The sequence below is a fragment of the Lacisediminihabitans profunda genome, from assembly GCF_008040105.1.
Lineage (GTDB): Bacteria > Actinomycetota > Actinomycetes > Actinomycetales > Microbacteriaceae > Lacisediminihabitans > Lacisediminihabitans profunda.
Map to the genome: position 1 here is coordinate 526767 of NZ_VRMG01000005.1, position 20831 is coordinate 547597.

Below are 20831 nucleotides of genomic sequence, written 5' to 3' on the forward strand. Positions count from 1 at the left end.
GTGCCAGCTTGACGTCGAAGTCGCCTCCGATCATGTCGGTGCGCAGCCTCCGCGGCGTGCCGGTGATGTTCCGGCGGGCCGAATCCAGCAGTTTCTCGCTGATCGAGCGGTTCCAGTACCACAGCGTCAGGAGGTTCGGATCGGGGGAAATCGACTCCGTTCGAGAGCATCCGGCGAGGACTCCCGTCGCCGCGAGCCCCGCGACGGCCATCGTTCCGGACATGAATCTGCGGCGGGACAAGTTGTCCATCCGGTTTCCCACTCTCATCATTGAGCATGCGTGAACGTTCACGAAAACGTAGCCGACTCTGTCAGGTTCCCGAGGGAGTGTCAAGCATTCGGATGTCCGTGCGGGCCTTCGGCGGGCGCCGGCGGCGACCCGACGGGGTCGCAAAAAACCATTTGACCTGCGGTGCGCGGCTCGGTAACCTCGAGACTTCGTGAACGTTCACTACGCAGAGGGAAAAATGACTGCACACGCCCTGAACTGGGGAATCCTGGGGCCCGGAAACATCGCTCGCCGATTCGCGAGCCAGCTCGCCGACAGTGCGACGGGGCGCCTCGTGGCGGTCGCCAGCCGTGACGCCGGAAAGGCCGAGGCCTTCGCCAGGGAATTCGGGGCCGAGCGAAGCTATTCGAGCTACGAGGAGCTGCTCGCCGACCCCGGCGTCGATGCCGTGTACATCTCGCTCGTGCACACGCTGCACGCCGAGTGGACGGTCAAGGCGGCGGATGCCGGCAAGCATGTGCTGGTCGAGAAGCCGATCGCGGTCAACCACGGATCGGCGATGGTCGCGGCAGAGGCCGCGCGGCGCAACGGTGTCGTGCTGCTCGAGGCCTACATGTACCGGTTCCACCCCCAGATCGACACGCTGCTCGAGCTGGTCTCCGGCGGGGCGATCGGCAGCGTGCAGCACATCGACACGAGCTTCTCCTTCGACACCGGCGGCAGTGAGGGCCGCCTGTTCGACGAGAGCCTCGCCGGTGGGGGAATCCTCGATGTCGGCGGGTATCCGGTCTCCCTGGCCAGGCTGGTCGCCTCGGCCGCGCTCGGTCGTCGCAGCGAGCCGATCTCGCTCACCGCCCAGGGCTCCATCGGCGAGACGAACGTGGACGAGTGGGCCACGGCGACCCTGCAGTTCGACGCCGGAATCAGCGCCCACGTGCGCACCGGGGTGCGCCTCGACGACGAGGAGCGCGTGGTCGTCTACGGCTCACACGGAACCATCCAGGTTCACACCCCCTGGGTGGTCGACCCGTCGGCGAACCCCAGGATCACCGTGCGCCGAGTGGGGGAGCCGGTGCGGGTCATCGAGTGCCCGTCCGAATCCCAGTACGCCGCGGAGGCCGACGCCGTCGCCGCGGCCGTGACCGGCGCCGTCGGCGGCACCGCCTCGTCCGACGTTCCACGCATGACGATCGACGATTCGCTCGCCAACCTCCTCGTGCTCGACCAATGGCGGGCCGCGATCGGCCTGCGCTACTCGTTCGAGCGCGACGACGCCACGACCACCACGGTGAGCGGCGAACCCCTCGCGGCGCGTGAGAACTCCATGGTCTACGGCAGGATCCCGGGCATCGACAAGGACGTGTCGCGCCTCGTGATGGGGTGCGACAACCAGCAGAACCTAGCCCACGCCTCCGCGATGTTCGACGACTTCACCGAGCGTGGCGGCAACGCCTTCGACACGGGATACATCTACGGCGGTGGGCTGCAGGAGCGGCTGCTCGGGCAGTGGATCTCGAACCGGGGACTCCGCGAGCAGGCCGTGGTGATCGCCAAGGGCGCCCACACCCCGCACTGCGACCCCGAGTCGATCACCCGTCAGCTCACCGAGAGCCTCGAGCGGCTCCAGACGGACTACGTGGACATCTACCTGATGCACCGGGACAACGAGGATATTCCGGTCGGGGAATTCGTCGACGTGCTGGACGAGCACGCGCGGGCCGGGCGCATCCGGGCCTTCGGCGGTTCGAACTGGAGCCTCGCGCGATTCGACGAGGCCAATGCGTATGCCGAGGCCAATGGCAGGCAGCACTTCGGCATCCTCAGCAACCACTTCGGTCTCGCGGAGGCGTACGACGTGCCGTGGGACGGCTGCCGGCACGCCACCGACGACGCCTCGAAGCTCTGGCTCAAGCAGACCCAGACGCCGCTGTTCCCCTGGTCGTCGCAGGCGAGAGGGTTCTTCACCGGCAGGGCTCGGCCGGACGACCTCTCCGACCCGGAGCTCGTGCGCTGCTACTACGGCGACGGCAACTTCGAGCGGCTCCGTCGAGCTGAGCAGCTCGGTGCCGAGCTCGGCGTGATGGCGACGGCGGTGGCTCTGGCCTACGTACTGCACCAGCCGTTCCCGACCTTCCCGCTGTTCGGCCCTCGGTCGATCGCCGAGACGCGCACCTCCCTGGCCGGGTTGAGCATCGAGCTGACGGATGCCCAGGTGCGGTGGCTGGACCTGGCCGACTGAGGTCAGGCGGCCGCCGGGCCGACTGCTAGGGTGCACAACATGAAGCCGGAACGGTCGCGAGCGAAGCCCGCGACGATCCTGGATGTGGCGAGCGAGGCCGGCGTCTCGCGCCAGACCGTCACCCGCGCCATGAACAATATGTCGGGGATCAACCCGGCGACGAAGCAACGCGTGCTCGAGGTGGCGAGGGCGCTCAAGTACCGCCCGAGCCGGTTCGCCCGGGGCCTGGTCGTCGCGCATCCGCTCACCATGGGGCTGCTGCTCGACGACATGACCAACCCCTTCTATTCCGAGTTGGCGGCGAGCGTGGTGTCGTCGGCTGCGGAGTTGGGCTGGAACGTGATCTTCGCGGACACCGCCCACGGCGTCGCCGGGCCGCGCCCGATCCTCGAATCGCTGGCCATGCAGGTCGACGCCGTCATCGGCTACCTTCGCGTGCGCCCCGACGAACTCGACGAGGTCTTCGGTGATCTGCCGGTCGTCGTGCTCGAGAAGGCTCCGGAGCCGGGGGACCGGTCGGTGATCACCTTCGACTTCGAGCCGGGTCTCCGCTCCGGCATCGCGCACCTGGTCGACTCCGGGCGGCGGCACATCGCGATGCTCGACGCCGGCAGTGGCGAGGAGCCCTCCGAGCGCGGATGGCTGTTCGAGAAGATCATGGTCGAGCGCGGCCTCGAGCCGATCCGCATCCCGGGTGGGCCCACCATCGCTGACGGCGTGGACGTCATGCGGCGACTACTCGACGCGAGACCCGAGGTCGACGCGGTGATCGCCTTCAACGACCTGGTCGCGATGGGGGCCATGAAGGAACTCCATCGCGTGGGGGCCGACATCCCGGGTCGCTGTGCCGTCCTCGGCATCGACGGTCTCTCGATCGGCGAGATCGTCACGCCGGAACTCTCGAGCCTGGCCCTCGACCTCCGGGCCGTCGGGCGGCTCGCGGTCGAGCTCGCGGTCGGGATGCACGGGGGTGCGCTCCCGATGACGGGACCCGAGGTGCAGCGCACGGTGAGCCACACGCTCCTGCTGCGCGCCACGGCCTGACCGACCCGGCGTCCCGGCCCGCGCGCCGCTCCTCGCCGCTCCTCGCCGCGCCTCGCCGGTCCGCGCCCCGCTAATGTGCCCGTTTGTCGGGTCCGGTACCCGTCGTAGGGGCACAATCGCGACAAGGGGGCACAGGCACAAGCACGGGCGCGGCGGGGCGAGCGCGGGGCGGGCGCGGGCGCGGCAGCGCGGGCGCGGGCTCAGGCGGGCATGCCGCATCCGCAGCTCTGCCGCACGATGAGCTTGGTGGGGTAACGGCTGAAGTCGTCGGACGCCGTGGGGGCCACGAGCCGCTCGACGGCCTCCTCCGCCATCTCCGCCACGGGCTGCTGCACCGTGGTGAGGGCGGGCCAGGTGTACTCGGCCTCCGGAGAGCCGTCGAAGGAGACGACGGCGATCTCGTCGGGAATGGCGATCCCCGCCTCGTGGAGGGCGCGGAGCACGCCAACGGCCTGGAAGTCCGAGCTCACGAAGATGGCGGTCGGGCGGTTGTCGTCGGCGACCAACTTCTGGCCGGCGGCGTAACCCCCCTCCCGGGAGAAGGCGGCGGCCGCGGCGGGTCCCGCCGTGAGTCCGGCGGCGGTGAGGGCATCCCGCCAGCCGCGTTCCCTCACGTCCGGTGGCCCCATCTCGCCCACGTAGCCGATGTTGGTGTGTCCGTGCCAGATCAGGTGGTTGACGCCGGTGCGGGCACCCTCGTAGAGGTCGGGGCCGACCGACGGCACGCCATCGACGGCGCTGAACTGGTTGATCAGCACCGTGCGGATGCCGCACTCGCTGATCGCGTTCAGGGTCGGCATGCTCACCTGGGCCGCCACGATCATGCCGTCGACCTGACGCAGCGCGAGCTCCCGGATGCTGCTGGCGACATCGTGGCCGGGGCCATCGAAGTTCACCACGATGAGGGCATAGCCGTGCGCTGTCGCGGTGTGCTCGAGAACGCGGCCGAGCTCTACGAAGAACGGGTTGCCGGAGTCCGGCACCACGACACCGAACATCTTCGTGTGACCGATCTTGAGCGCACGGGCCGCGGCATTCGGGCGGTAGCCGAGCACACGGATGGCCTCCAGCACCCGCTCGCGGGTGGCGGGGGCCACCGCACGGGGACCGGCGTTCACGGTGTAACTCACGACGGCGGGGCTCACCCCGGCGTACCGCGCAACATCGGCCCTCGTCGCCCGTCTGGCGGGAGCGCCGTCAACGGTGTCCATTCCAGCCGGCCCTTTCTCGGTGCGCCTTGATGCCAAGGTGCTCGAACATGACCGCGCGGGGCGGCGTGGAACCGATGATATATCGCCGGTCGATCAGCGCGCCGATGCGGGCTCCGCCCCGGCCCCGACCGCGACCGGGAGCGACTTCGGAGCGTCGCCGAAATCGTCGATCGGCAGGCGGGCGCCGCCGTTGAGGGCTGACTGGTGGGCGACGATTCCGGGGAGCGTGAATCGTGCGGCCACCCAGGCGTTCACGGGCGGCAGCGTGCCGTTGACCACCGCGGTGACGAAGTCGTCGGCGAGGAAGTGGTGGCTTCCCTCGTGCCCGTCCGGTGCGCCGATGTACGAGTCCGGGAGGCGCGACGAGTCGTGGACCTCGGCGTGGCCGGAGATGAACGACGCACGAAGCTCGGGAGCGACGTGGGTCAGGATCTCGTCGTCCGGCGACATCGTCTCAGCAGTGGCGAGAAGCGTCGAGACGTCCTCGACGCCGTCCTTGGTCTGCCAGACCGAGACCTCGGCGAGCTGCTCGAAGCTGCCCTCCGTGCCGAAGAAACGGAACCGGGACTCGCGGATGTGGGACGGGTAGCCGACGCGGCGCATCTCGTTGATGCGCATCGAGCCGCCGCCGTCGAGTTCGAACAGGGCGGTCGCATTGGAGAAGTCATTATTGAACATGCTCGTCTCGCGATCGAACACGCCGTCCCCGAGCTGGTCTCGCACACCGATGCAGCTCACGCTGACCGCGTGCGTCGGCAGGGCGCCCAGAACGCCGCCGATGGAGTGCGTGGGGTAGAGCATGGGCGGATAGCTCGCCGTGCGCTTCCACTCCGCCCCCCCGCTGTACTCGTAGGCGGAGTAGAAGCCCAGGTCCATGTCGTGAACGTAGTCGCCCTCCGCGTAGAAGACCCGACCGAACGCGCCTGAGGCGAGTTTCTTGCGGGCGAAGACCGTCGCGGGGTTGTAGTAGCTCGTCTCGCCCATCATGTAGGTGAGTCCGGTCTCCCGCACGGCGTCGATGATGGCGGCGATTTCGTCCCGGGAGATCGCCATCGGCACGGCCGAGTAGACGTGCTTACCCGCGCGGAGGGCGGCGAGAACCAGCGCGCCATGCGTCCAGCGCTGGGTGAAGATGGCGACGGCGTCGACATCCGAGGCCAACATCGCGTCGAAGTCGGGCAGCGTACCGTCCAACTCCTGCAACTCGTTGAGCTCGACGGCGCGCTCGGCCACGAGGTCGGTGACGAGGACCCGGGAGACCTCGGGGTGAAGCTTGAACAGCTTCGTGAACTGGCCGGCGAACTGACCGGCGCCCACGACGCCAATGGAGATCGACATGGTGTGACCCTTTCTGGAGATAGCTCACAATTACACAGCGAATCTACACGCGTCAACACCCTGTTTGGGCGACACGCGACCCGTCAATGAAACGGACTCGGTGATCCTTGCGCTTGACTATTGACTCGTGTAGCTTTTCGCTGAGGTCCCGCAGATGTCTGCCTGACCGCGGCTGGCCCGACAGCGAAACGAAGCAAATTTCACATCCCGATGGAGGAATGTCAATGAGATCGCGATCGCTGTTCGTCGTTGCCGGTGCGACTGCCCTCGTGCTCGCTCTGGTCGGGTGCGGGTCCGCGCCGGGATCGAGCGAGACGAAGTCCACCCTGGAGTTCCAGACCGGGCAATCGGTGGACTCCGTCTTCCTCAAGCAGCTCACGACGATCACGAAGAAGTTCGAATCGGCGAACCCGGGAATCACCGTGGATCTCAGGCCGTCGACCTCCAGCTACGAGTCGGACATCAAGGTGCGCCTCGCCTCGGGCAACGTGCCGGACATCTGGTGGACGCACGGTTGGTCTCTGCTGCGGTATAGCAAGTTCCTCGTTCCGCTGCAGAACGAGGCGTGGGCGAAGGACTTCAACCCGGCCCTCGCCCCGGCGATGAAGAACTCCCATGGGCAGTTCTTCGCCTTCCCAGTCGACACGGATGTCGCGGGCATCATCTACAACAAGGACGTGCTCGCCGCCTCGGGCGTCTCGGTCGCCAGCCTCACCACCTGGGATGCCTTCGGGAGGGCGGCCGAGAAGATCGCCGCCACCGGCATCGCTCCGATCACCGTCTCCGGTAAGGCCAATGGCCCGGCCGGCAACCTCGCCGACTGGATCGCCTCCGGCGCGTACTCGAAGTCGGAGCTCGCCGAGTTGTCCAGCGGCACCTTCGTCGACGCCCCGTACACGCACGTTCTCGACCTGATCGCGGCCTGGAAGAAGGAGTCGCTGTTCAACCCCGACTACGTCTCCGCCACATCGGACGACATGTCGCGAGCCCTCGCGACCGGCAAGGCCGCGTTCGCGTTCAGCCAGAACACGACGGCGGGCGACGCGCTCCAGTACAATCCCAAGGCCAATCTCGGCTACTTCCCGGTGCCGTCCCTCACCGGCGGCAAGCCGTATCTGATTGGCGGGGAGATGAACGCGTTCGGGATCTCGAAGACCTCGAAGCACCTCAAAGATGCGAAGGCATTCATCGCCTACCTGGCCAAGCCGGCCAACGCCACGGTGCTCGCGAAGGCGGCCGGCTCCATCCCGGGGCTGACGAATGTGACGCCGGACCTCGGGGTGCTGCAGGCCAGCTACGACTCGATCGTGAAGCCGGGCAAGTTCCCGCTCGTGCCATACTTCGACCGGGTCTACCTGCCCAACGGCATGTGGAACACCATGGTGACGACCACGGACTCGGTGGTGACCGGCGGCCACGCGAACGTCGCCGCGGGGGTTTCGACGATGGCGAAGGACTTCGCCAGACTGGATGCCCAGACCAAGTAGCAGCGAAGGCCGACCGGGAGCGCGCATGACTCAGGCCTCGACACCGGCCGCCACCGTGGCGGCTGCGACCGGACCTCGCGCCGCTCCGAGGAGCGCGCGCCTCCGGACGCGGGGCGGCGGCCTCATCAACCTGCTCTACCTGCCGGCAGTGCTGCTGTTCGTCGTGTTCACGGTCTATCCGCTCCTCAGCGGGGTCGGCTTCTCCTTCACCGACTGGGACGGCTACAGCCCGGACAGGGCCTTCGTCGCGTTGCAGAACTACCTGCGGCTCTTCCAGGACGACACGTTCCGGCTGGTTCTGCTCAATACCTTCGGGTATGGGATCGGCAGCACCGTCCTGCAGCAGCTGCTCGGGCTGGCGCTCGCGGTGGCTCTCGACCGGCCCTTCCGCGGCCGATCTGCCGCGCGGGCGATCATCTACCTGCCCGTGCTCGTCTCGCCCGTGATCATGGGGACGATGTACTACCTGCTCTTCCAGTACAACCAGGGGGCCTTCAACGACATCGTCGTGCTCTTCGGCGGCGCGCGCGTCGCCTGGCTGAGCGACCAGACGGCGGCGGTCGCCATCATCATGGTGGTCAATTCCCTGCAGTTCGTGGGCATCTCGATGATCATCTATCTCGCCGGCCTGCAGGCGATCCCCACCAGCTACTACGAGGCCGCGATGCTCGACGGCGCAGGGGCGTGGCAGCGGTTCACCGCGATCACCCTTCCCCTGCTGCAGCCGGCCTTCGCGACGAGCATCGTGCTCAACCTGATCGGCGGGCTCAAGCTCTTCGACGTGATCAAGGTCATGACGGGAGGCGGCCCCGGCTACACCACCAACTCGGTGTCGACGCTCATCGGCGTCACCTACTTCGAGAACCAGAGCGCCGGATACGCCTCGGCGATGGGGATCGTGCTCTTCATCATCATCGCCATCTTCACCCTCGCGCTCAACGCGCTTCTCAACCGCCGACGACTGGAGCAGCAGTGAGCCGGACTCGCACGGACGCCGGCCGACGCACCGGCAGGGCCGCGATCGGCGCGGCGCTCCTCGCGGTGATCCTGCTGCAGCTGCTGCCGTTCTACGTCGCCCTGACCACGGCGCTCAAGTCCAGGACGGACCTCTCCTCGCAGTGGCTGCTCCCGATCGGCGACCTGTTCTGGGGCAACTTCGCCACCGCCATCCGGGACGGCGGCATCCTCCGGGCCATCGGCAACAGCGCGGTCGTCACCGTGGCCGCCACCGCCATCGTCTGCGTTCTCGGCGCGCTCGCCGCCTACCCCCTCGCCCGTCGACGGACGACGCTCAACAAGGCGGTGCTGCTCGGGATCATCGGCCTGATCATGATCCCGCCGCTGAGCATCCTGGTTCCGCTGTACTCGATGCTCAACCGGTTGGGGGCGATCAACACCTACTGGGGCATCATCCTGGTGATGGCGACGACCCAGCTTCCGCTCGCGATCTTTCTCTACTCCTCCTTCATGCGATCGCTGCCGATCGCGGTGGAGGAGGCGGCGGTGATGGATGGCGCCAACCTGCTCCAGGTGCTGTTCCTGGTGATCTTCCCCATGCTCAAGCCCGTCACCGCCACGGTGGTCATTCTCGCCGGCGTCGCGATCTGGAACGACTATGCGCTGTCGGTCTACGTGCTCACCGACCCGCAGGTGAAGACCATCGCGCCGGCGATCGGCGCCTTCTTCTCCACCCAGTCCAGCAACCTCGGGGCGGCCGCCGCCGCGTCGCTGATGGGCTTCCTCCCGGTGCTGGTCGCCTATCTGTTCCTGCAGCGCTACTTCATTCGCGGGATCGTGGCGGGGTCGGAGCGCTGACGGCGCCATCCCCGTGACTGTGCCCGATTGTCGGGTCCGGTACCGGTCGCCCGAGCCCAAACCCGACGAACGGGAACATCAGCGGCGAACGCGGCGAAGGCGGCGAAGAAACCTGAGAGTCCGGGCATCCGGCCTGTCGCTATGCTCCGGATGCCCCGGCCGAACCTAGAGTCGGAGGGTCATGATTCGGTTTGATCAGGTAACCAAGCTCTACAAGGGCAACGCGCGACCGGCGCTCAATGCGGTGACGCTTGAGATTTTGCGCGGTGAGTTCGTGTTTCTCGTTGGGGCGTCCGGCAGCGGCAAGTCGAGCTTTCTGCGGCTCGTGCTCAAGGAGGAGAGCCCCTCCAGGGGCCAGATCCATGTGCTCGGCCAGAACCTCGGCGGCCTCACGAGCCGAAAGGTGCCGTTCTTCCGGCGCAACCTCGGTGTCGTGTTCCAGGACTTCCGGCTGCTGCCGCAGAAGAACGTGTTCGACAACGTGGCCTTCTCGCTGCAGGTGATCGGCAAGTCTCGCGGCTTCATTCAGGAGGCCGTGCCCGACGTGCTCAAGATGGTCGGCCTCGCGGGCAAGACCAACCGGCTCCCGCACGAGCTCTCCGGTGGTGAGCAGCAGCGCGTCGCGATCGCGCGCGCCATCGTCAACAAGCCGGCCATCCTGCTTGCCGACGAGCCGACGGGAAACCTCGACCCGTCAACGAGCGCGGGCATCATGACCCTGCTCGAGCGCATCAGTCAGAGCGGTACCACCGTGATCATGGCCACCCACGACGCGGGCATCGTCGATCAGATGCAGCGCCGGGTGATCGAACTGGTGAGCGGCCAGATCGTGCGTGACGAACGCCAGGGCGGCTACCAGACCCAGGCGATTCCGCTTCAGGGCTTCGGCCCGTCGTCCATGCCGCGCCAGAATCTCGGCATCGCCGGCCAGGCCGAGGAGGCGATCCGATGAGGTTCGGCCTGATCATGTCGGAGGTCGGACACGGACTGCGACGCAACTTCTCGATGGTCGTCTCCGTCGTGCTCGTCACCTTCATCTCCCTCACCTTCGTGGGGGCCGCGATCCTTCTCCAGTTCCAGATCGGCCAGATGAAGGGCTACTGGTACGACCGCGCCCAGGTGGCCGTCTACATGTGCACGAGCCTGTCGACCGACGGCAACTGCAAGCTCGCCGAGGCGACGAAGGACCAGAAGGCGCTGGTCGAGGCGCAGCTCAAGTCGCCGGCCATCGCCGGGCTGATCAAGAGAGTCGACTTCGAGAACCACGACCAGGTCTACGCCGAATACAAGGCGCAGTTCGGCGACACCACCGGCTCGGACTTCGTGACGCCCGCCTTCCTGCCGGAGACCTTCTGGATCAACCTCAAGGACCCGCAGCAGGCCGACGTGATCGTGGAGAGTGTGTCCGACCTCCCCGGGGTCGAGCAGGTGAAGGACCAGCGCAAGTACCTCGATCCGATCTTCACCGCGCTCAACGCCGCGAGTTTCACCGCGGTTGGGGTCGCCGCGCTGATGCTCGTCGCCGCCGTGCTCCTCATCGCCACCACCATCCGCCTGTCGGCGTTCTCCCGGCGCCGCGAGCTGGGGATCATGCGGCTGGTCGGAGCATCGAACCGGTTCATCCAGACGCCCTTCATTCTCGAGGGCGTGATCGCCGCGCTCATCGGATCGGTGCTCGCGAGCGCGGCCGTCGTCGCGATCGTGAAGTTCTTCGTGCAGGGCTACCTCGGCGGCCAGGCCCAGGACACCCCGTTCATCGGGATGTCGGACGCCCTGATCGTGGTGCCGATCCTGCTCGTGGTGGGCGCGGTGCTCGCCGCGTCGTCGGCGAGCTTCGCGATCGGTCGGTACCTGAAGGTCTAGCAACCCGTTCGCGGTGGAGCGCGGTGGGATGCTCAGGTTAGACTGATGGGCTGCTCACGACGTGTGGGCCGGACAACAGGAGTGAATCGTGCCCAGGGAACGTGGCCAGAAGGTTGTGGCCACCAATCGAAAAGCCCGCCACGACTACACCATCGAGGACACCTTCGAGGCCGGACTGGTCTTGACGGGAACAGAGGTGAAGTCGCTGCGGGCCGGCAGGGCTTCCCTCGTCGACGGCTACGGGTTCATCGAGAACGGCGAGGCCTGGCTCGACGCCGTGCACATTCCCGAGTTCAACCAGGGGTCGTGGAACAACCACCCGCCGCGGCGCAAGCGCAAGATGCTGTTGCACAAGGCCCAGATCCTCAAGATCCACAACAAGGTGAAGGAGGGCGGGTACACGCTCGTTCCCCTGTCGATCTACTTCAGCGACGGCAACGCGAAGGTGGAGCTCGCCGTGGCCAAGGGCAAGAAGGAATACGACAAGCGCCAGGCGCTGCGCGAGCGCCAGGACAACCGCGAGGCCGACAGGGCGATGTCTGCACGCCGCCATCTGGGCGACTGACGAGGCGGAGTCAACCCTCGGCGGCGACCGCTCGCTTTCGCGCGGAATCCGGCGTAGGATAGAGGGCTGCCTAGGTAGCGAAGCCAGCGCCCGCGAGGGTGCTGATTGACAAGTCAACAGTGCGCGATAACGACCGCCTCCAGCAGCGAATTCGGCTGCCCGGGGTGAGCATGGGGATGATCGGTTTCGACATTGCCTGCGCAAGTGTGAGAAGCGGGTCGAGGATGCAGGGTTAACTCGTTAACGATCTCTGCAAACAATAAGTGCGAAAACAAACCGCGCTGACTTCGCTCTTGCTGCATAAGCAAAAGCACTAAATGAAGTCCGTCAGACCGGCGACGCTCTCTAACCGGATCCTGGCGCAATTTAGAGGGATTGCTACCGTGTTACGCCTTCGGGGCACGGCGGGACTTTTACCAGGGCTGGGCTTGTCGGATTGGATGCCAGTGGCAAATTCCGGAGCCGAGTAGAACGCTTTCACTGGCTACACCCGTAGAAGGCACATGACCACAGCAGTGGACGGGGGTTCAATTCCCCCCATCTCCACCATGGTCGTTATCGCGCACCGTTGACCTCCTTCCGTCGGCGATCGTATTCGGCTACGCGCACGTGGAGAGCGGGACATCGACCGATGGCCAAGAAACGCGAACGGCGGTCCGCGCCGGCACGACCGTACGTTCCGGTTCCCCGCGCCGAGCCCATCACGGTCGAGCACGCCGTCGAGGAGGGCATGCTCATCGCGCGTTCTGCCCTCACGATGGAGGTGAAGAACCGCATCATCGTCGGGGCGCTTCGCGACGACCTGGCCTTCGATCCGGCCGAGACCGCCGACCTGGTGAAGCGGGAGCTGGCGGTGCTCTCCCAGGAGCAGGCCGGCTACGCGAGGCGCATGAGCCGGCTCGCCGTCGCCGTGTCCGGGGCGAGGGGGTCGTCGATCCGTGACCACGACTACGGGCCGCGCGACTACCGGGCGCTCACCCACCGAGGCAAGATCTACGCCGCACTGTCAGAGGAGCTCGAGCGCCTCGTCGACGACGAGGAATTCGTGCAGGAGATCGTGGAGACCGCCAGGGCCCAGGCCTGGGCCGAACTGGGCAGGACGATCGTGGGCCGGCTCGAGCGGGCCATGAGAGTGGACCGGGATCCGGACTACGCGATCGACCGAATAGACCGGATGAGGTCGCTCGTCGAGGTCGACCTTGCCGCCCTGGACCGCGGGTCGCGCTAGATCCGGCTCATTCCACCCGCAGCCAGACGAACTGGTGCGGGGCGAGCAGCAGCCCGCCGGAGAGCAAGAGCCGCGTGCCGGTCACGAGGTCGAGGGCAACCGCGGGCAGCCCGGACAGGGTGAGCGCCGCGACTCTCTCCGCGGTGTCGGCGAAGTTCGCGAGCACCACGACCGCCGAGCCGCCATTCCGGCCGGGCCGCTGGTAGCCGAGCACGTGGTCGTTCTTCGCGTCGAAGGGCACAAGCCGCCCGCCCGCGAACTCGGTGGTGCTCGCCCGGGTGTCGATGAGCCGGCGCAGGCGAGTGAAGATGGCGCCGGCATCCGTCGTGGGGTCGTTCCGGTGGGAGTAGGCGTCTGCGGGATACTTCGGCCGGCCCACCCATCGGCTGTCGTCCGCATGGGCTGGCACGTCGAGGTAGCCGTAGTCGTTGAGCTGGCCCACCTCGTCGCCGAGATAGAGCAGTGGGATGCCGCCCGTGCTCAGGATGATCGAATGGGCGAGCAGCACCCTGTCGATGGCCTGCGGGTCGTGGGCCTCGAGGCCGGCGAGGGATGCCGTGGTGCCGGAGATGCGGCAATCCCCGGTGCGCGGGTTGTCCTGGAACGGCACGCCGCGCGCGAAGCTGCCCTCGAACCGGTTGACGAAGAAGGCGTTGAGGAATCGCCGGTGTTCGGATCCGTTGATGCCGAGTTCGGCGACGTCTTCGTCGGCGAAGGTCCAGCCGATGTCGTCGTGGCTGCGCACGTAGTTGACCCAGGCCGTGCCCGGCGCGATCTCGTGTCGCCGGTCGAGGGCCTGGGACAGCATCCGCACATCCCGGGTGGCGAGCGAGCTCCAGATCAGCGCCATCTGCAGCGGGTTGTAGCTGAGCTGGCACTCCTTCTCGTCGATGTATTCCACGACCTGGTCGGGATGCACGATCGCCTCAGACTTGAAGAGCAGCGACGGCGCGGCGATTCGACACACCGCGTTGAAGGCCTGGATGAGCCAATGCGCCTGCGGCAGGTTCTCGCACGAGGTGCCGAGCTCCTTCCAGATGAACGCCACGGCGTCCATCCGCAGCACGTCCACGCCCTGGTTGGCGAGGAAGAGCATTTCGGCCGCCATCGCCCGGAACACCGCCGGGTTGCGGTAGTTGAGGTCCCACTGGAACGAATGGAAGGTGGTCCACACCCATCGGCCGTCGTCCAGCCGCACGAACGAGCCGGGATGGTCGTCGGGGAAGATCTCCCGCACGGTCTGCTCGTAGGCGTCCGGCATCTCCCGGTCCGGGAAGATCCAGTAGAAGGCCTCGTGCTCCGGATCGCCGGCGAGTGCCTTCCGCGCCCACTCGTGCTCGTCGGAGGTGTGATTGAAGATGAAGTCGACGACGAGGGAGATGCCGTTTTCTCGCAGCTCCGCGGTGAGGGCGGCGAGTTCGGCCATGGTTCCGAGGGCGGGGTTGACGGCGCGATAGCTCGAGACGGCATAGCCGCCGTCGGAATTCTCCGCCGGTGCGAGGAAGAGCGGCATGAGGTGCAGGTAGGTGAGGCCGAGTTCGCGGAAGTACGGGATCCTGGACCGGATGCCGGAGAGGTCGCCCGCGTAGAGGTCGACGTAGCAGACTCCACCCAGCATTCGGTTGGACTGGAACCAGTCGGGAGTGGCCGCACGTCTCGAGTCGATGGCCTTGAGGTCCGCCGACCGGTCCTGCCAGGAGTTCGCCGCGTCGATCGTCAGCAGCGTGAGTTGCTCGACAGCCTCCGGGCCGTCGCCGTAGATGTCACGGAAGAGCCGTTCGAGCCGGGGGAACTCGGTGTCGAGGCGCCTCTCGAGCGACCTCCAGTCCTCATCCGTGGTGGTGTCGCGGCGGACGGCCGAGACTCGGTGCAGGAGGGGAAGCGTCGTCGCTTCCGTCCGCTCGTCAGTGGGGGACACGACTGCAAGTGTATTGCCGCGGCGACCCTCCCGGCCGGGACGCTGCGCGCCGAACGGTACTGCAGTTCTGCAGATGCGCAGTGCGAATACGCCGGTTGACCGGTGTTCCAAGTGCATGAATACTCATTAGGTCCTCTCCGGAATCGAAAATGGTGCGGCCACCACTCGGAGACGTCGACGTCGACAAGGAAAGAGCACCGATGAGCGACCCCAGACCGTCCGCCGGCACCGACTCGATGGCTGGAGGCGGGCCGCTCGGCGGGAGCCGGGCCTTCGTGACCGGCGGCGCAAGCGGCATCGGGGCCGCCGCCGCCCGGGCCCTTGCGACACGCGGCGCCCACGTGGTGGTGGCCGATATCGATGCCGTCGGCGCCGCGGAGCTCGCCGCCGAGATCGGGGGGTCGTCGTGGGCGATCGACCTGCTCGATGCCGACGCCCTCGGGGATGGCGCGCTCGCCGAGGCTCTCGACGGGGTGGACATCCTCGTCAACAACGCGGGCATCCAGCGCATCGGCCCGATCCAGGACTTCGACCCGCGCGACTTCCGTCGCATCATCTCCCTCATGCTCGAGGCGCCGTTCCTCCTGATCAGGGCGGCGCTTCCCGGCATGTACGAGCGGGGCTTCGGACGCATCATCAACGTGTCGTCCGTTCACGGGATCCGCGCGTCGCCGTTCAAGGCGGCCTACGTCTCGGCGAAGCACGGTCTCGAGGGGCTGTCGAAGGTCACCGCCCTGGAGGGCGGGCCGTTCGGCGTCACGAGCAATTGCGTGAGTCCCGGCTACGTGCGCACCCCGCTCGTGGAGAAGCAGCTCGCCGAGCAGGCTCTCGCCCACGGCATCCCGGAGTCCGAGGTGCTCGAGAGGGTGATGTTGACCGAGAGCGCGATCAAGAGGCTCGTCGAGCCGGAGGAGGTCGCCTCGCTCGTGGCCTGGCTGGCCTCCCGGGAGGCCGCGATGGTCACCGGAGCGAGCTACACGATGGATGGCGGCTGGTCGGCGCGCTGATCGATCTGCGGCGTCGGCTCGGCCGCGGTGCCCATCAGCTCGGTCTGGAACGCCCGAGTCTGCGCCCGCAGCGCGTCGGCGACCGCGGCGACTGCCGGCTGCCGAAGGGACTCCGACCGCAGCACCATCCAATAGGGGAGCATCTCGGCGAAGTCACCGGGCAGCAGGCGCACGAGGTCCGGGTGCGGGTCGGCCATGAAGCACGGCAGGAATCCGATGCCGGCTCCCACCCTCGCCGCCTCCACGTGCACGAACACGTTCGTGGAGCTGATCGAGTCGCGCATCGTCGGCACGAGCCGCCGGGGCGCGTCGAGGTCGTCCACCTGCAGCATCGAATCCACGAAGTAGACGAGCGGATGCGCGATGAGTTCGTCCACGGTGGTGGGAGTGCCGTGCTCGGCCAGATAGTCGCGCGAGGCGTACATGCCGAGGACGTAGTCGCCGAGCTTGATCGCCTCTGCGCGATGCACCTGCGGTTCGCCGACCACGATCTCGATGTCGAGCCCTGATCGGTGCTGCATGGCCCGTCGGGTGACGGTGACGATCTCCACGCTGAGGGTGGGGTTGTCGCGCTGCAGGGCGGCGATCGCGGGTGCGGCGATGTACGCGCTGAACCCGTCGGTCGCCGACATCCGCACCACGCCGGTGAGCTGGCGCGCCTCCCCGGGCGAGCCGCCGAGCAGCGACACCGCGGACTCCACGTCCTCGGCGGCCCGGACCGCTCGGCGCCCGAGGTCGGTGAGCTCCCAGCCCCCGATGGTGCGGGAGAGCACCCGTCCCGCCAGGGACTTCTCGAGGGCGCCGATCCGGCGCGAGACCGTGGTGTGATTGAGGCCGAGGCTGTCGGCCGCGGTGGTGAATCGTCCGGTGCGCGAGACGGCGAGCAGGATGAGAAGGTCGTCGGGATGGGGCGGGGGCGGAGGCGACATCGGATCCAGCATATCTGCAAGTATGCACACGAAATGTGCGCAAGTGGTCATTGATGCCCACCAACTCTGCAGGAATACTCAGTGGAGCCCAGTCGCGCAGCACTCGAGAGCGGCGGGTTCCCACGACAGGTGTCAGCGACGACACCGAAGGAGACTCAGATGATCGTCAGCAGCAGCGCCGAAACCGTCGAAACGGGACGCGGGGGACCGCGGGGCGGCGATGCCGAGACCTCCGGGCTCAGGAAGATCGTTGCCGCATCCATGGCCGGCACCGTGGTGGAGTGGTACGAGTTCTTCCTCTACGCGACCGCGGCCAGCCTCGTCTTCGGCACCTTCTTCTTCCCCAACGCGGGAACCCAGCTCGACGGCATCATCGCCGCCTTCCTCACCTATGCTGTCGGCTTCATTGCGCGCCCCATCGGCGGCATCGTGTTCGGCCAGATCGGCGACCGTCTCGGCCGCAAGCACACCCTGCAGGTGACGATCATCCTCGTGGGTGTCGCCACCTTCCTCATGGGCTGCCTGCCCGGCTACACCACCATCGGCTACTGGGCGCCGGCGCTGCTCGTGGCCCTGCGCTTCATCCAGGGCTTCGCAGTCGGCGGAGAGTGGGGCGGCGCTGTGCTGTTGGTTGCCGAGCACAGCCCGGACAAGTCCCGTGGATTCTGGTCGAGCTGGCCGCAGGCGGCGGTGCCCGTGGGCAACCTCCTCGCGACCCTCGTGCTGCTGACGATGTCGTGGATCCTCCCCTCCGACCAGTTCCTCGGCTGGGGCTGGAGGGTCGCGTTCTGGCTCTCCGCCATCATCGTGCTCATCGGCTACTACATCCGCACCCACGTGAGCGAGGCGCCGATCTTCCTCGAGGCGCGCGCCCAGGTGGAGGCCGAGAAGGCGATCAGCTACGGCGTCGGCGAGGTCATCCGCAAGTACCCGAAGGGAATCCTCCAGGCGATGGGCCTGCGGTTCGCGGAGAACATCCTCTACTACATCATCGTGAGCTTCTCGATCGTCTACCTGGTCACGGTTCACCAGTACAACACCAGCCAGCTGCTGCTCGCCCTGCTGATCGCGCACGCGGTGCACTTCCTCGTGATCCCCCAGATCGGCCGCCTCTCCGACCGGATCGGCCGCAAGCCGGTCTACCTCATCGGGGCGGTGCTCGGCGCCACCTGGGCGTTCTTCGCCTTCCCGATGTTCGACACCCTCAACCCGGTGGTCATCGTGATCGCCATCACCATCGGCCTGTGCTTCCACGCCTTCATGTATGCCGGCCAGCCGGCCATCATGTCGGAGATGTTCCCCACCCGCATGCGGTACTCGGGGGTCTCGCTCGGCTACCAGGTCACGTCGATCCTCGCCGGGTCTCTCGCCCCGATCATCGCGACGGCGCTGCTGCAGCAGTACAAGTCCTGGCTGCCGGTGGCCATCTACATCGTGATCGCCTGCGCCATCACGGCGTTCACCGTGATCACGCTGCGCGAGACCACGGGAGTCTCGCTGCGGGACGTGGACTTCGCCGACGCGAAGAAGCACGGACTCGCGACCGCGCAGCGCACGGTCTAGCGACACCGATCGACGGAGTGCGGTCGCCCCTCGGGGTGGCCGCACTCGTGCCGTGTTCGGCGTGCACTGTCGGGCGCGCTGTGTTTCGGCCGACCGGTCTGGCAAGCTGGAGTCAGCATCCGCCGGCCGGGAGAGGACGGGCATCATGACCGCGCAGTCCAGATCCGTCGTCGTCGGCATCGTGCCGGGGCAATCGGATGACGTGGTGCTTCAGGCCGCGTTGTTCGCCGGCCGATTCGAGGCCGAACTCGTCTGCGCGTTCGTGGAGACGAGCCGCTACGTGGTGGAGGAACTGGCCGACGGGAGCGTGCGATCGCTTCCCTTCGACCCCGACCTGCCCGAACTGCGCGACGAGGTGTTCGACCCGGAACTCGCCGCCCACCTCGAGTCGCTGCTCGCGGCACGGAACGTGCGCTGGACCACCCGCGCGCTCGCCGGCGATCCGGCCCGCGCGCTCGGCCACCTCGCGGAGGCAGTCGATGCCGCGATGATCGTCGTCGGCACCCGGCGCACCTCGCCGAGGCGCGGCATCCGGGAATTCTTCGGCGGCTCGGTCGCGGCCCAGCTCGCCCATCGCCAGCACCGCCCGGTCGTCGTCATTCCGCAGGCTCCGGTGTCGATCGAGCAACCGCTGCCCTGGGAACCCGCTTGACGGGCAGGGCCCACGACGGCCGCGAGGGTGCGCGGCCCATCCATCTCCGCTGGCGCTACCTGGGGCTCGTCGCCGCCGGCGGGGCGGTCGGCACGGCGCTGCGCGAGGCCCTCAGCCTGCTGCTGCCTCCCGTCGAGGGCATCGATGTCGCCGTGCTCGGCATCAACATCGTCGGGGCCTTCCTGCTCGGGGTGCTGCTGGAGCACCTCGCCAGGCGTGGTGCCGACGAGGGCGGCCGGCGAACCGCGCGACTGCTGCTCGGCACCGGGGTGCTCGGGGGTTTCACCACCTACAGTGCCCTCGCGGTCGACACGAGCCTCCTCTTCGCGGCCGACCGCGGCTGGCCCGCGCTGGCCTACGGCCTCGGCTCGGTGCTGGTCGGCGCGCTCGCGGCCTGGGCAGGAATCACCGTCTCGGCCGCCGCCGGGCGGGCGCGTCGCTCGACGGGGGACGGCGAGTGAACCCCCTGCTGTTCCTCGCGATCTCGGTCGCGGGCGGCGTCGGAGCCGCCCTCCGGCTCGCCGTCGACGGCATCCTGCGGGCCCGCATCCGCATCGCGTACCCCTTGGGCACCACGGTGATCAATGTCACGGGCTCGCTCGTGCTCGGCTTCCTCGTCGGCCTCGCGCTCACCGGGGTGCTCTCGACCGAGTGGCGGCTCATCCTCGGCACGGGTCTCATGGGCGGCTACACCACCTTCAGCACGGCGAGCGTCGAGACGGTGCGCCTCCTGCAGAGCCGCCGGTTCGCAGCGGCGCTCGGCACCGGGCTGGGGATGCTCGTGATCTCCGTGCTGGCGGCGAGCCTCGGGCTGTGGGTCGGGTCCCGGTTCTGACCCTCAGGCGAAGCGCCGCAGGACCTGGTCGTGCAGCAGCCCGTTGGTGGCGATCGCCGACCCGTGCCACGGGCCGGGTTCACCGGCCACCGATGTGAAGCGGCCGCCGGCCTCCTCGACGATCGGGATGAGGGCGGCGATGTCCCACGGCTTCATGTCGTATTCGCCCGCGATCTCCACGAGTCCCTCCGCCACCATCATGTACGGCCACATGTCCCCGTAGTCCCGGCTGCGCCAGACGCTCCTGGCCAGGCCGAGAAACTCGTCGAGCTTGCCCGCCTGCTCCCAGCGCAGGAGACCGCTGCAGCTCATCGAGGCGTCGGAGAGGTTGCTCACCGCCGAGACGGCGATCCGCCGCTCGCTCGAACCGGTGCCGGAACCGAGCGAGTCGTCGATGAAGGCGCCGAGCCCCTTCGCCGCCCACCACCGCTTGCCGAGGGCCGGGGCGCTCACGACGCCGACCACGGGCACCCCGTCGATCGCCAGCGAGATGAGGCTCGCCCAGACCGGGACTCCGCGCACGTAGTTGGCGGTGCCGTCGATCGGGTCGATGATCCATTGCCTGGCGGATGCCCCGGTCTCGTCGAGGCTGCCGGGCTCCTCGCCCGCCTCCTCGCCGAGCACCGAGTCGTGCGGCCTGCTGTCGCGAAGCGCGGCCCGGATCGCCGCCTCGACGGCCTTGTCGGCATCCGTCACGTGGGTCATGTCTGGCTTCATCGACACGGCGAGATCATTGGCGCGGAAGCGATCCATCGAGATGGCATCGGCCATGTCGGCGAGCTCACGGGCGAGCCTGAGGTCGGACGGGAGGGAGTATGCGGTGTCGTTCACGCCTCAAGGCTATGGCAGGCGAGCCCGTCGGCCGGTCCGCGCGCCCCCGCATCCTCCAGCTCCCGCCTGCCTCTTCC

20 protein-coding genes and 1 other RNA gene are annotated in these 20831 nt (G+C 67.7%); 16 read left to right on the plus strand and 5 right to left on the minus strand.

The window, feature by feature from the left end; translation table 11 throughout:
- The first annotated feature begins 32 nt into the window (after positions 1 to 32).
- The 3 genes from FVP33_RS19455 to FVP33_RS07030 all read left to right on the plus strand — a co-directional run bounded on the left by FVP33_RS19455 (position 33) and on the right by FVP33_RS07030 (position 3512).
- Positions 33 to 284, plus strand: a complete 252-nt coding sequence (locus FVP33_RS19455) for a hypothetical protein (protein ID WP_187270607.1) — start codon at positions 33 to 35, stop codon at positions 282 to 284.
- Between the two features lie 183 nt (positions 285 to 467).
- On the plus strand, positions 468 to 2468 hold the full coding sequence (locus FVP33_RS07025) for an aldo/keto reductase (protein WP_147782897.1): 2001 nt from the start codon (positions 468 to 470) through the stop codon (positions 2466 to 2468).
- A 39-nt stretch (positions 2469 to 2507) separates the two neighbouring features.
- Complete coding sequence (locus tag FVP33_RS07030; RefSeq protein ID WP_147782898.1) at positions 2508 to 3512, plus strand: LacI family DNA-binding transcriptional regulator; 1005 nt, start codon at positions 2508 to 2510, stop codon at positions 3510 to 3512.
- A gap of 200 nt (positions 3513 to 3712) precedes the next feature.
- On the opposite strand, the gene FVP33_RS07035 is transcribed toward FVP33_RS07030, so the two are convergent.
- A complete protein-coding gene (locus FVP33_RS07035; protein WP_147782899.1) occupies positions 3713 to 4723 on the minus strand; it encodes a LacI family DNA-binding transcriptional regulator in 1011 nt (336 codons plus the stop codon).
- Between the two features lie 93 nt (positions 4724 to 4816).
- On the minus strand, positions 4817 to 6061 hold the full coding sequence (locus tag FVP33_RS07040) for a Gfo/Idh/MocA family protein (RefSeq protein ID WP_147782900.1): 1245 nt from the start codon (positions 6059 to 6061) through the stop codon (positions 4817 to 4819).
- Between the two features lie 224 nt (positions 6062 to 6285).
- Between FVP33_RS07040 and FVP33_RS07045 the strand changes: the two genes are divergently transcribed.
- From FVP33_RS07045 to FVP33_RS07080, 8 genes are all read left to right on the plus strand, one after another.
- Entirely contained in the window at positions 6286 to 7548 is a 1263-nt protein-coding gene (locus FVP33_RS07045; protein WP_187270608.1) for an ABC transporter substrate-binding protein, read from the plus strand.
- Positions 7549 to 7573: 25 nt separating this feature from the next.
- Positions 7574 to 8524 (plus strand): carbohydrate ABC transporter permease, encoded by a 951-nt coding sequence (locus FVP33_RS07050; RefSeq protein ID WP_147782902.1) that lies wholly within the window; start codon positions 7574 to 7576, stop codon positions 8522 to 8524.
- The gene (locus FVP33_RS07055) at positions 8521 to 9363 is read left to right on the plus strand and encodes a carbohydrate ABC transporter permease (RefSeq protein ID WP_222706641.1); all 843 of its coding nucleotides are present in this window, start codon (positions 8521 to 8523) and stop codon (positions 9361 to 9363) included. The genes FVP33_RS07050 and FVP33_RS07055 overlap by 4 nt, the downstream gene beginning before the upstream one ends.
- Positions 9364 to 9544: 181 nt before the next feature.
- Entirely contained in the window at positions 9545 to 10315 is a 771-nt protein-coding gene (gene ftsE, locus FVP33_RS07060) for a cell division ATP-binding protein FtsE (protein ID WP_147782903.1), read from the plus strand.
- Positions 10312 to 11226: a permease-like cell division protein FtsX gene (ftsX, locus tag FVP33_RS07065; protein ID WP_147782904.1), complete on the plus strand. Its 915-nt coding sequence runs from the start codon at positions 10312 to 10314 to the stop codon at positions 11224 to 11226. The genes ftsE and ftsX overlap by 4 nt, the downstream gene beginning before the upstream one ends.
- A gap of 88 nt (positions 11227 to 11314) precedes the next feature.
- Positions 11315 to 11791 (plus strand): SsrA-binding protein SmpB, encoded by a 477-nt coding sequence (gene smpB, locus FVP33_RS07070; RefSeq protein WP_147782905.1) that lies wholly within the window; start codon positions 11315 to 11317, stop codon positions 11789 to 11791.
- Positions 11792 to 11963: 172 nt separating this feature from the next.
- Positions 11964 to 12340: a transfer-messenger RNA gene (gene ssrA / locus FVP33_RS07075) on the plus strand.
- Positions 12341 to 12422: 82 nt separating this feature from the next.
- Entirely contained in the window at positions 12423 to 13019 is a 597-nt protein-coding gene (locus FVP33_RS07080) for a hypothetical protein (RefSeq protein WP_147782906.1), read from the plus strand.
- A 7-nt stretch (positions 13020 to 13026) separates the two neighbouring features.
- On the opposite strand, the gene FVP33_RS07085 is transcribed toward FVP33_RS07080, so the two are convergent.
- Positions 13027 to 14892: an alpha-amylase family protein gene (locus FVP33_RS07085; RefSeq protein WP_246142251.1), complete on the minus strand. Its 1866-nt coding sequence runs from the start codon at positions 14890 to 14892 to the stop codon at positions 13027 to 13029.
- Between the two features lie 245 nt (positions 14893 to 15137).
- Between FVP33_RS07085 and FVP33_RS07090 the strand changes: the two genes are divergently transcribed.
- The gene (locus FVP33_RS07090; protein ID WP_246142213.1) at positions 15138 to 15944 is read left to right on the plus strand and encodes a 3-hydroxybutyrate dehydrogenase; all 807 of its coding nucleotides are present in this window, start codon (positions 15138 to 15140) and stop codon (positions 15942 to 15944) included.
- Here the strand turns inward: FVP33_RS07090 and FVP33_RS07095 are convergent.
- Positions 15911 to 16873, minus strand: a complete 963-nt coding sequence (locus FVP33_RS07095; protein ID WP_246142214.1) for a LysR family transcriptional regulator — start codon at positions 16871 to 16873, stop codon at positions 15911 to 15913. The two genes, FVP33_RS07090 and FVP33_RS07095, sit on opposite strands and share 34 nt — an antisense overlap.
- Before the next feature lie 159 nt (positions 16874 to 17032).
- Here FVP33_RS07095 and FVP33_RS07100 point away from each other — a divergent pair, with 159 nt between their 5' ends.
- The 4 genes from FVP33_RS07100 to crcB all read left to right on the plus strand — a co-directional run bounded on the left by FVP33_RS07100 (position 17033) and on the right by crcB (position 19923).
- Positions 17033 to 18436 carry an MFS transporter gene (locus FVP33_RS07100; RefSeq protein WP_147782909.1) on the plus strand — a complete coding sequence of 468 codons (1404 nt, stop codon included), beginning with the start codon at positions 17033 to 17035 and terminating at the stop codon, positions 18434 to 18436.
- A gap of 145 nt (positions 18437 to 18581) precedes the next feature.
- Entirely contained in the window at positions 18582 to 19088 is a 507-nt protein-coding gene (locus FVP33_RS07105) for a universal stress protein (protein WP_147782910.1), read from the plus strand.
- Complete coding sequence (locus FVP33_RS07110; RefSeq protein ID WP_246142215.1) at positions 19085 to 19549, plus strand: fluoride efflux transporter FluC; 465 nt, start codon at positions 19085 to 19087, stop codon at positions 19547 to 19549. Before FVP33_RS07105 ends, FVP33_RS07110 begins: the two co-directional genes overlap by 4 nt.
- Positions 19546 to 19923: a fluoride efflux transporter CrcB gene (crcB, locus tag FVP33_RS07115; RefSeq protein WP_147782911.1), complete on the plus strand. Its 378-nt coding sequence runs from the start codon at positions 19546 to 19548 to the stop codon at positions 19921 to 19923. The genes FVP33_RS07110 and crcB overlap by 4 nt, the downstream gene beginning before the upstream one ends.
- 3 nt (positions 19924 to 19926) lie before the next feature.
- On the opposite strand, the gene FVP33_RS07120 is transcribed toward crcB, so the two are convergent.
- Positions 19927 to 20754, minus strand: coding sequence for an inositol monophosphatase family protein (locus tag FVP33_RS07120; RefSeq protein WP_147782912.1), 828 nt, complete (start codon positions 20752 to 20754; stop codon positions 19927 to 19929).
- Positions 20755 to 20831: the final 77 nt, after the last annotated feature.